We start from the raw sequence: 6,722 nt of genomic DNA, 5'->3' as shown, positions 1-6,722 counted from the left end.
CAGGCAATTCACCAATCAAAAAATCGGTGTCAACAAACATGGCACACTATTGAGTTCTCAAACAACAGACACCCACGGCCTCCACACCCCAACCAGGGCGCTTCCGCTACCGGAGCAACTTGTCCATCTTACCCATCCGGCCCGCCGTGTCAAACCGACACGCTCCGGGACCATCCGGAATACTCCGCGCCTTCGCCTCGGGTTTCCCCACCGGCTTCCGGCGCGAGATAAAACTATACCCACACCCGCCCCGGAACGCAAAACGGGCTGCAGGTCTCCAAACTCGACGTTGGCTCCCGCGACCCAGGGGCCCGCACGGACGCGTTCGTCGACCCCACCGGCAAGGACCGCTCGCCGGCGTCGTCTCCCACCCCGACAAGCGGCGCGGCGGGATCCACGGCACCGCCCAGCAAGCCGCCTCCTGCCTCCCCAACCGGGCCGTCGCCGCCTGGATCACCCCCAAGGCGCCAACGACACCCGGCCCGGTTCGTCCGTCGAGTCGATGCCGAGCATCGAAAGGTGGAACGTTGCCATGCTCCTGGCGATCCAAGGCTCCCTCTGCTCCGATCGCCTAGGGCGAGTTGATGACCACCACCCGAATGAACCTCACCGCATCGCTTGATTCGTTCACGTAGGAGTAGAGCCGATCAGTTGCGATTTTGGCGACGCTTCCGGCCGGCACGGAGTGCGCTTGACCGTCAACCAGCAGGCCCAGCGTTCCTTCCGAGACCGCCAGAAGCTCCTCGGATCCCGCCGGATCCGGCTCCGCTTCGTACCGGTCGCCGGGCCCCAGGGTCCAGTCCCACATCTCAGCCCGCCCCCGGCTACTGGTAGTCGTGAACACACGCCCCGCGCTCTCTTCGGCGAGGCCGCGCCAGACCGTGGCGGCCTCCCCATCGCCAACCAGCTCGACGGCCTGGTCCGACTTGGGGCGCACGAGCGCCGAGAAGTCGACTCCCAGGGCCCTAGCCACCTTGTCCAGGGTCACCAGAGAGGCATTGGCCGTGCCTCCTTCGATGGCGGTCAGCATCCGACGGCTCACATCGGCCTGCTTGGCCAAGTCGGTCACGGAGATTTTGCGCTCCGACCTCAGGCGCTTGACCGTCGCACCGACGGACGCAATCAATGTCCGCCCCGCGCCATCAATGTCCGTCATGCGCGGAGCTCCTTTGGAATCGAGTCATAAATTGCTCAGATGGGCCAGAGGGTAGCAGTAGCACTCGCGTGCGACCCATCACCCACTTGGACCGCTTCTCCCGTCAGGCCTCCGCCCGCTCCGGTCCGCTGGCTCTCGCTTGCCGCCGAGGCGAGCGCCTCGGCGCGCAGCTCGGCGAAGAACCAGCTCAGCCGCTCGAGGCCCTCTCGCAGGACCACCACGTTGTTCGCGTAACCGATGCGCAGGCAGTCCTCGATGTCGAAGGCGCTGCCCGGCGTGAGCAAGACGCCGGTCTTGTCCAGGATCGCCTCCGCCAGCTCGGTGGAACCCTGACCCGTGTTGTAGCGCAGCAGGGCGGTGGTTCCGCCCCGCGGACGGACGTAATCGATGCTGGGCTCCCCCGCGACCCATGCATCGAGGACCTCGAGGTTGGTGCGCACGATCGAACGGGAGCGCTCAAGAATGGCTTCCTTGCTCTCCAGCGCAATGCAGGACAGGAGGTCATCGACAGCACCCACGCTGATTGTGGTGTAGTCGCGGTGGGCGGAAATCCGGTGGATGAGCTCCTCCGGCCCGGTCACCCACCCCAGTCGCAAACCGGCCAGGGAGAACGACTTCGACATGCTGGCCGTACTGATGCCTCGTTCGTACAGGTCGGCGATGGAAGCCGTGAAGCCGTCGCCATCCTGATCGATGCCGCGGTAGACCTCGTCGGAGAGCACGTAGGCGCCGGACTTGCCGGCAATGCGCGCGATGCCCTCCAGCATTTCCCGGTCCATGAGCGAACCGGTCGGGTTGTTCGGGTTGTTGATGGCGATCAGGCGCGTGCCCGGGCCGGCTGCCGCCTCCAGCTCGGCAAGGTCCGGGAGGAATCCATGGTCCTCCCTCAGATTCACGTAGCGCACTTCGGCACCGAAGCTCTCGGGAATCGAATAGTGCTGCTGGTAGGTGGGCACGACGGTGACGACGACGTCCCCGGGCTCGATGAGCGTCTGGTGCACCAGGGCATTCGCGCCCGCCGCACCATGGGTCACGATGACGTTCTCCGGCCGCTGGCTGGCGTAAAGGCCGGCGACCAGGCTCCTGAGCCGGCTCGTCCCCTCAATCGCCCCGTAGGTGAGCTTCAGAGGCAAGAGTTCCTCCAGGAACGCCTCTCGCTGACCCGCCATGTCCAGCAGCTGCTCGACGGTCAAGGATTCGACGCAGGTCTCCGCCAAGTTGTGGCTACAGGTGGTTTCGTACCTGTTCATCCACATCTCGACTTCAAAATTCCGGATCTTCACAGCGGGGCTCCTCATTCCGGCCGGCCGGGCGAGGGAAACAAACTCCACCCAATGCTACCTATATTGCGCATTTGAGCAATAGCGGCGAGGTGGTTCCCCAAAATCGAGCAGGCAGGCGGGGGGGGGGGGGGGAGCCCGCCGCCCCAAGGGCAGGGTGCGAATCGGCTGCGATACGGCTCAGGTTCTCCCGCTCGGTTGCTGCGACGCTGGCCGCCTAGGGTGTGTTGCTAAAGCTGGTTCCTAGCCAGTTGAGCGCGGCGGCGAGTTGGATTGCGGCGTGGAAGTTGCGGGCCGTTTTGTCGGTTCGCATGGCGAGGCCGCGCCAGCGTTTGAGTTGGTTGAAGCAGCGCTCGACGACGTTGCGGCCCTTGTAGAGCTCCGCGTCGAAGGCCGGTGGCCGGCCGCCGCGGGATCCTTTCCTGCGGCGGTTGGCGGCCTGGTCGGCTTTCTCCGGGATCGTCGCGGCGATCCCATGGGCGGCGAGCCAGGCGCGGTTCGCCTTGGACGGGTACCCCTTGTCGGCCAGGATCCGGTCGGGCCGCTGGCGCGGCCGGCCGGGCCCGGGCCGGGGAACGCTGATCTCGTCCATCACGGTGGCAAGCATTGTGGTGTCGTTGACATTGCCGGCCGTCAGCACCACCGAGAGCATGCGGCCCTTGCCGTCGGCCACGAGGTGGATCTTCGAGGTCAGCCCGCCCCGGGAGCGCCCGATCGCATGGTCAGGCGGCTCCGGGCCGGTTTTCTTGTAATTCGCCCCGGCCCCCTGTGTCCCGGGCAAGGTTCGCGCCGTGCTGGTGAACGCGCACGATGGACGAGTCGATCGAGGCCACCCAATCCAGGTCCCCGAGCTCCTCGGCCCGGGTCTGGACCCGCTCGAGCACCCGCGCCCAAGTGCCGTCCTTGGCCCACCGGTCGAAGTTCTTGAAGACCGTGTTCCAGCTCCCGAACCGCTCCGGGAGGTCCCGCCAAGGGGAGCCGGTGCGGAACTTCCACACCACGGCCTCGACCACGGTCCGGCGGTCGGCCACGGGCCGACCGGTGCCCTTGTAGGGAGGGAACACCGGACCGATCACTTCCCACACCCCGTCAGAGATCAAATCGCGATTAGCCACCCGACCATCGAACCCGATCAAAGCGCCGCCACGCTTTAGCAACACACCCTAGCGGGCCTGGCCAGCGGCGGTGGCGGCGTCATGGATGGACTGGGCCAGGCGAACGAGCCGGCGCAGCATCACCGCCTGCCCCGCGGCGCCCTCCCCGCCGCAGGTGGCGAAGGCCAGCAGCGACGCGGCCCCCCTACGGCGGTGGCTCCGGCAGTAGCGGGCCTGAGCAGGCGGGCGCGGGTCTGCGCCGAGACCGAGAGCGCGTCGGCGGCCGCCGCGAGCGGGCCGGGGACCGGTTCGCTGCTCTGGGACCGGCTCGCGAACGCTCCAGCGGCGTTCCATTCCGCAGCCGCCTCGGAGACCCCCTGCGGGGTGTGTGGCCAGCCCTCGCACAACCGGGGCGAAAGACCGTCGAGGAACCGGTGACGACGTCGGCGCACCCGTCCGCAAAGCGAGGCGGGGCGGGAACACCGGCCCGGCGCATCCGGAGCACGAACTCCCCCTGCCCCACACTCGCTGCGGCGCATGTTAGCGGCCATGGAAAACTGCCCGTAGGTGGCCAGGGAATTGCCCGCTGACGGCCACGGGGACTGCCCGCGTATGGCCACGGAAACTGCCCATTTGTGGCCGGCTGGTTTGCCCGCATTGCTCGTTAGCCCTGCCGTGTTCTGAGGACGGCGGGGGCCTCTTCCCGGTTGGATGTCGGTGTCGAATCGAATCCGCAGCAGGAAGAGGCCCTGAATGAAGGATGCCCTAGAAACCGTGAATATTCTTGCCACCTACGACCTCACCAGGTCCCTACGCAGCACCGCGGAGATCCACGGGTGCTCCCACCACACCGTCGACCGGCTCGTGAGGGCCCGCGATGCCGGCCGTGCCCCCGGCGCGGGTCCGGAACGGCCCAAGGTCACCGACGACTGGGACGCGAAGATCGAGGAATGGGTCGACAAGTCCCGGGGCCGGATCCGCGCCGACGTCGTGCACGACAAGCTCGTGTCGATGGGCTACGCCGGTTCGGAGCGCTCGACCCGCCGTGCCGTGGCGACCGCGAAGGACGCCTACCGCCGCGGGAGGCGGCGGGTGCACCGGCCCTGGATCACCGAGCCCGGCGGCTGGCTGCAGTACGACTTCGGCGACGGACCGGTCATCGGCGGGGTCAAGACGGTGCTGTTCGTGGCCTGGCTCGCATGGTCGCGGTACCGGATCGTGCTCGCGCTGCGCGACCGGACCGCCCCGAGCGTCTTCGCCGCCCTGGACCGCACCTTCAGGATCATCGGCGGGGCCCCGACGTACGTGCTGACGGACAACGAGAAGACGGTGACCACGATGCACGTGGCCGGGGTGCCGGTGCGCAACGAGGCGACCGTCGCGTTCGCGAAGCACTACTCGGTCGAGGTCCTCACCTGCCAGCCTGCCGACCCGGCGTCGAAGGGCGGGGTGGAGAACGCGGTCAAGGTCTCCAAGGCCGACCTCGTGCCCAAGGACACCAACCTGCGCGGCTCCTACGCCTCGTTCGCCGAGCTCGAGGCGGCCTGCCAGGCGTTCATGGACCTGGTGAACTCCCGCGAGCACCGCACCACCCGCCGCCGGCCCGTGGATATGCTCGCCGACGAGGCCCCCGCCCTGCACCGGGTCCCCGACGCCGCGCACACGATCGCCTACGGGACGGGCCGGAAGGTGCCGCCGAACACGCCGATGGTCTCCTACGAGAACGCCCAGTACTCCGTCCCGGCCCACCTGCTCGGCGCCGAGGTCTTCATCCGCCAACACGGCACCGGCGCCGACGCGAGGGTCGTGATCGTCCACGCCGGCCCCGACGGTGCCCTCGAGGTCGCCCGGCATCCGGTGGCCGCGCCCGGGTCCCCGGCGATCGACGACTCCCACTTCCCCGACCACGACCCGGCCAAGGTCCCTGGGGACCACACCCCGGTGCCGCGCTCGAAGGCCGAGGCCGAGTTCCTGGGCATCGGCGCGGGCGCGAGGTCCTGGCTGCTCGAGGCCGCCGCCGCGGGCGCGCACCGCATCAACGCCAAGATGGCCGAGGCCGTCGCCCTGGCCAAGATCGCCGGGACCAACGAGGTCGACAAGGCCCTCGGCCTCGCCGCGGTCCACCACCGCTTCGCCCACGGGGACCTAGCCTCCCTGCTCACCGCCGCCGGGCACCGGCCCGGGCTGCGCACCGCCGACGAGGGGACGTCCCTGACCCAGGGCACCGCCGGCTGGGCGGGCCTGGGCGCCACCACCTCCGGGAAGGAGCACCCCTGATGGGCATCGCCACCCCGAACACCACCGCCCCGGCCCTGCCCGAGGACCTCGCGGCGCTGATGCGCCAGCTGAAGATGCCCCACGCCCGCGCCGTCGCCCCCGAGGTGCTGGCCACCGCCCGCGCCCAGCGCTGGGAACCGGCCGAGACCGTCAAGGCCCTGCTGGCCGAGGAAACCGCGGGCCGGGCCCGCTCCATGCTCGCCACCCGGCGCAAGGCCGCCGGGTTCCCCACCGGCAAGACCTTCGCCCTCTGGGACGAGACAGCCTCCTCGATCCCGGCCCCGACCCAGCAGGCCCTGCGGACCCTGGAATGGATCCACCGCAAGGAGAACCTCGTCGTCTGCGGACCCTCCGGCACCGGCAAGACCTTCTTCCTCGAGGCCCTGGGCCAACAGGCCGTCGAGGAAGGCAAGCGGGTCGCCTGGTTCACCCTCGAGGACCTCGGCGCGCTCATCCGCGCCCACCGGGCCGACGACACCGTGACCAAGGCCGTGGCCCGGATCCTGCGCGCCGACCTCGTCGTGATCGACGACATCGGCCTGCTTGCAGTGGCCACCGACGCCGCCGAGGGCCTCTACCGGGTCGTGGACGCCGCCTACGAGAAACGCTCCGTGGCCGTGTCCTCGAACCTGCACCCCGCCGGCTTCGACGAGCTCATGCCCAAGACCCTGGCCACCGCCACCGTGGACCGGCTCCTCCACCACGCCCACGTCTGCCAAACCACCGGCGACTCCGTCCGACTCACCCAGGCCCTGGCCGGAAAGGGAGTCATGCCACTGACCTAGACACCACCAGTGGCCGGCACCAACCACCCGTCCCGCGGGCAAACCAGCCGGCCACCAGTGGGCACTTTCCCTGGCCACCAGCGGGCAGAACCGCTGGCCGCCCACGGGCAATTCCTACTGGCCGTTGACA

General features: G+C 68.9%; 6 protein-coding genes. 2 read left to right on the top strand and 4 right to left on the bottom strand.

The features are described 5' to 3' along the window. Positions 1-571 precede the first annotated feature (571 nt). From AC1Q5D_RS17735 to AC1Q5D_RS17720, 4 genes are all read right to left on the bottom strand, one after another. Positions 572-1,156, bottom strand: coding sequence for a helix-turn-helix domain-containing protein (locus tag AC1Q5D_RS17735; protein ID WP_481739760.1), 585 nt, complete (start codon positions 1,154-1,156; stop codon positions 572-574). 35 nt (positions 1,157-1,191) lie between these two features. Continuing rightward, entirely contained in the window at positions 1,192-2,439 is a 1,248-nt protein-coding gene (locus AC1Q5D_RS17730) for an aminotransferase (protein WP_481739759.1), read from the bottom strand. A 214-nt stretch (positions 2,440-2,653) separates the two neighbouring features. Next, positions 2,654-3,217, bottom strand: coding sequence for an IS5 family transposase (locus tag AC1Q5D_RS17725; protein ID WP_481739758.1), 564 nt, complete (start codon positions 3,215-3,217; stop codon positions 2,654-2,656). After that, positions 3,159-3,500, bottom strand: a complete 342-nt coding sequence (locus AC1Q5D_RS17720) for a transposase (protein WP_481739757.1) — start codon at positions 3,498-3,500, stop codon at positions 3,159-3,161. Before AC1Q5D_RS17720 ends, AC1Q5D_RS17725 begins: the two co-directional genes overlap by 59 nt. 783 nt (positions 3,501-4,283) lie before the next feature. On the opposite strand from AC1Q5D_RS17720, the gene istA reads away from it, so the two are divergent. Further along, entirely contained in the window at positions 4,284-5,807 is a 1,524-nt protein-coding gene (istA, locus tag AC1Q5D_RS17715) for an IS21 family transposase (protein ID WP_481736794.1), read from the top strand. Further along, positions 5,807-6,592 carry an IS21-like element helper ATPase IstB gene (istB, locus tag AC1Q5D_RS17710; RefSeq protein ID WP_481736795.1) on the top strand — a complete coding sequence of 262 codons (786 nt, stop codon included), beginning with the start codon at positions 5,807-5,809 and terminating at the stop codon, positions 6,590-6,592. The genes istA and istB overlap by 1 nt, the downstream gene beginning before the upstream one ends. Positions 6,593-6,722: the final 130 nt, after the last annotated feature.

This window comes from Arthrobacter paludis (assembly GCF_056782315.1).
The sequence above is the reverse complement of the archived record's forward strand: the minus strand, read 5'-3'. Positions and strand labels throughout refer to the sequence as shown.